The sequence below is a fragment of the Streptomyces flavofungini genome (genome assembly GCF_041028215.1).
Classification (GTDB): domain Bacteria; phylum Actinomycetota; class Actinomycetes; order Streptomycetales; family Streptomycetaceae; genus Streptomyces; species Streptomyces flavofungini_B.
Map to the genome: position 1 here is coordinate 1 of NZ_JASKYR010000800.1, position 3,418 is coordinate 3,418.

1 protein-coding gene and 1 pseudogene are annotated in these 3,418 nt (G+C 70.4%); one reads left to right on the plus strand and one right to left on the minus strand.

Translation table 11 applies throughout. The features are described 5' to 3' along the window. Positions 1-108: 108 nt before the first annotated feature. Positions 109-237, minus strand: a pseudogene (locus AB8Z36_RS34655) (thiazole synthase); the annotation flags it as partial. Positions 238-989: 752 nt separating this feature from the next. Here AB8Z36_RS34655 and AB8Z36_RS34660 point away from each other — a divergent pair. Then, a complete protein-coding gene (locus AB8Z36_RS34660) occupies positions 990-3,065 on the plus strand; it encodes a M4 family metallopeptidase (protein WP_369217357.1) in 2,076 nt (691 codons plus the stop codon). Positions 3,066-3,418 lie beyond the last annotated feature (353 nt).

A 3,418-nucleotide genomic window follows, 5' to 3' on the forward strand; every position in this document is an offset into this window, starting at 1 on the left:
CGTCGCCTCCGGCACCGAGCTGACCACCGTCGCGATGCGCCGCCTCGACCCCGGTGTGCGGGGCTCGGTGCTCTCGGTGCTCGACCGGCTCGGCATCCGTGCMCCGCCCTCCMCGGCGGTGAAACAGCCCGCCGTGTTCGGCAGGACACGGATGCCGAGCCGGTCGAGCACCGAGAGCACCGAGCCCCGCACACCGGGGTCGAGGCGGCGCATCGCGACGGTGGTCAGCTCGGTGSTCTCGGTGCTCGACGGACGGCGTATCGGGCGGGCCCCAGCGCTCGATAGACGCCGTACCGGGCAGCCCCCGGTGCTCGACGGACGGCGCTCTGGGCGGCCCCCGGTGTTCGACAGACCGCATACCGGCCGGGCCCCGGAGCTCGACGGACGGCGTAACGGGCAGGCCCTGGCGCTCGACGGACGGCGCTCTGGGCGGCCCCCGGTGTTCGACGGACGGCATACCGGGCGGGCCCCAGCGCTCGACAGACGCCGTACCGGGCAGCCCCCGGCACTCGACAGACGCCGTACCGGGCAGCCCCCGGCACTCGACAGACGCCGTACCAGGCGGCCCCCGTGCCAGTCCCGGCCGGAGGCCATGGGCGGAGTTTCGCCGCCGTGGAGCGGCGATTTAAAGCCACGGCCGTGCGGCGCGAGCGCCAGCCCCGGCTCTCGAACACCGGCCATCCGCCGTTCCCGGGACAGGCTCCCGCTTTACTCCGCATTCCGAACGTGCCCCACCGGCCAACGGACTGATTCCGGCCAACTCTTGATGCGCTCCTGACAGACGCGCGGCTCTGGTGCCACTCTTCCCCTCGACCGCCGCACGACTTTCAACAACGCGACGGTTTCTCTTCACGCACCACACACGCACCGCACACGCAACGCCCCTTACGCACCGCCCAGTTCTGCGTTCCGCCTTGCTCTGCCCGGACGGCGACCCAACCGCCCGGTAGCTCTGGCCGCGCATCCCCGCGGCCGCGCAGAAGGAGTCCGTGTTGAGAAGCACCTCCCACAGACCCACCTCCCACAACAGCCGTTCGGTCCGCACCCGCGCGACCGCCGTCGGCGCCCTCTCCGCAGTCGCCGCGCTCCTCGCCGTGGCCGTCCAGGCGGGTCCCGCCTCGGCCGACCCGTCGCCCAAGGCCGCCCCCGCGGCGGCCCAGAAGCTCGGCAAGGTCGACCCCGGCGCCCTGGCCGCCAAGCTCACCCCCGCCCAGCGCGCGGAGCTGATCCGCGACGCCAACGCCACCAAGGCGGAGACGGCCGACGAGCTCAAGCTCGGCGCCAAGGAGAAGCTGGTCGTCCGCGACGTCACCAAGGACCGTGACGGCACCGTCCACACCCGCTACGAGCGCACCTACGACGGCCTGCCCGTCCTCGGCGGCGACATGGTGGTGGACACCGCGAAGTCCGGCCGGACCGAGGGCGTCACCAAGGCCGCGAAGGCGCAGCTCAAGGGCGTCGACACGAGTGCCGGGATCAAGGCTTCGGCGGCGGAGAAGCAGGCGCTGGGCGCCGCGAAGGCCGCGGGCTCCAAGAAGACCGACGCGGACCGCGCGCCGCGCAAGGTCGTCTGGATGGCCAAGGGCGCGCCGGTCCTCGCGTACGAGACGGTGGTCGGCGGGCTCCAGCACGACGGCACGCCGAACGAGCTGCACGTCATCACGGACGCCGCCACCGGCAAGAAGCTCTTCCAGTGGCAGGGCATCGAGAACGGCACGGGCAACACGCAGTACAGCGGCACGGTCACCGTGGGCTCGGCGCAGTCGGGGTCGAACTACACCCTGACCGACACCGGCCGCGGCAACCACAAGACGTACAACCTGAACCGCGGCACGTCCGGCACGGGCACCCTCTTCTCCGGGCCCGACGACGTCTGGGGCAACGGCCAGGCCTCCAACGCGGAGACCGCGGGCGCCGACGCCGCCTACGGGGCCCAGCTCACCTGGGACTACTACAAGAACGTGCACGGCCGCTCCGGCATCCGCGGCGACGGCGTCGGCGCGTACTCCCGGGTCCACTACGGCAACAACTACGTCAACGCGTTCTGGCAGGACACCTGCTTCTGCATGACGTACGGCGACGGCTCGGGCAACTCCAAGCCGCTGACGTCCATCGACGTGGCGGCCCACGAGATGACGCACGGCGTGACGTCCGCGACCGGCAACATGACCTACAGCGGCGAGTCCGGCGGCCTGAACGAGGCCACCTCCGACATCTTCGCCGCCGCGGTCGAGTTCAACGCCAACAACGCCCAGGACAAGGGCGACTACCTCGTCGGCGAGAAGATCGACATCAACGGCGACGGCTCGCCGCTGCGCTACATGGACAAGCCCTCCAAGGACGGCGCGTCCAAGGACTCCTGGTACTCCGGGATAGGCAACGTCGACGTGCACTACTCGTCGGGTGTCGCCAACCACTTCTACTACCTGCTGAGCGAGGGCAGCGGCGCCAAGGTCATCAACGGCGTCTCCTACGACTCGCCCACCTCGGACGGTCTGCCGGTGACCGGCATCGGCCGCGACAAGGCGTCGCTGATCTGGTTCAAGGCGCTCACCACGAAGTTCACCACCACGACCAACTACGCGGCGGCCCGCACCGGGACGCTCGCCGTGGCCGGTGAGCTCTACGGCACCACCAGCGCCGAGTACAAGGCCGTCGCCAACGCCTGGGCCGCCGTGAACGTCGGCTCGCGCCCCGGCGGCGAGGAGCCCGGCGGCACGGTCTTCGAGAACACCGCGGACGTCGCCATTCCGGACGCCGGTGCCGCGGTCACCTCGTCGGTCAACGTCACGGGCCGCACCGGCAACGCGCCGAGCGCCCTGAAGGTCGGCGTCGACATCGTGCACACCTGGCGCGGTGACCTCCAGGTCGACCTGGTGGCCCCCGACGGGTCCGTCTACCTCCTGAAGGGCACCAGCTCCTCGGACTCCGCGGACAACGTCAAGGAGACCTACACGGTCAACGCCTCCTCCGAGGTGGCCAACGGCACCTGGAAGCTGCGGGTGCAGGACAAGGCGCGGCAGGACACGGGCTACATCAACAGCTTCAAGCTGACCTTCCCGTAAGCCGCACCAGCACATGAGCACCACGCATGAGCACCACCGCATGAGCACCACCGCGTGAAGACACGCCGCCGCCCCGGGTGATCAACTCCCCGGGGCGGCGCGCGTTTCCGGACGCGGCACGTCGGCGGGGCCCGTTCACACGCTGTTCGCATTACGTACGTTGACCATCGCTCAACGGACGATTTCCGGCCAACATCCTCCCGGGGGCTGACATGTACCTGGCCCGAGTGAAACTCTGCCGGGGCATCACGCACCACACCACAAAGCGCAGCGGCCACACGCGCCACATATCGACATCGCATTGCGTCTTTCCTGCCCGGGACGTCCCCAACGCCCCCCGGGCAGGAAAGACG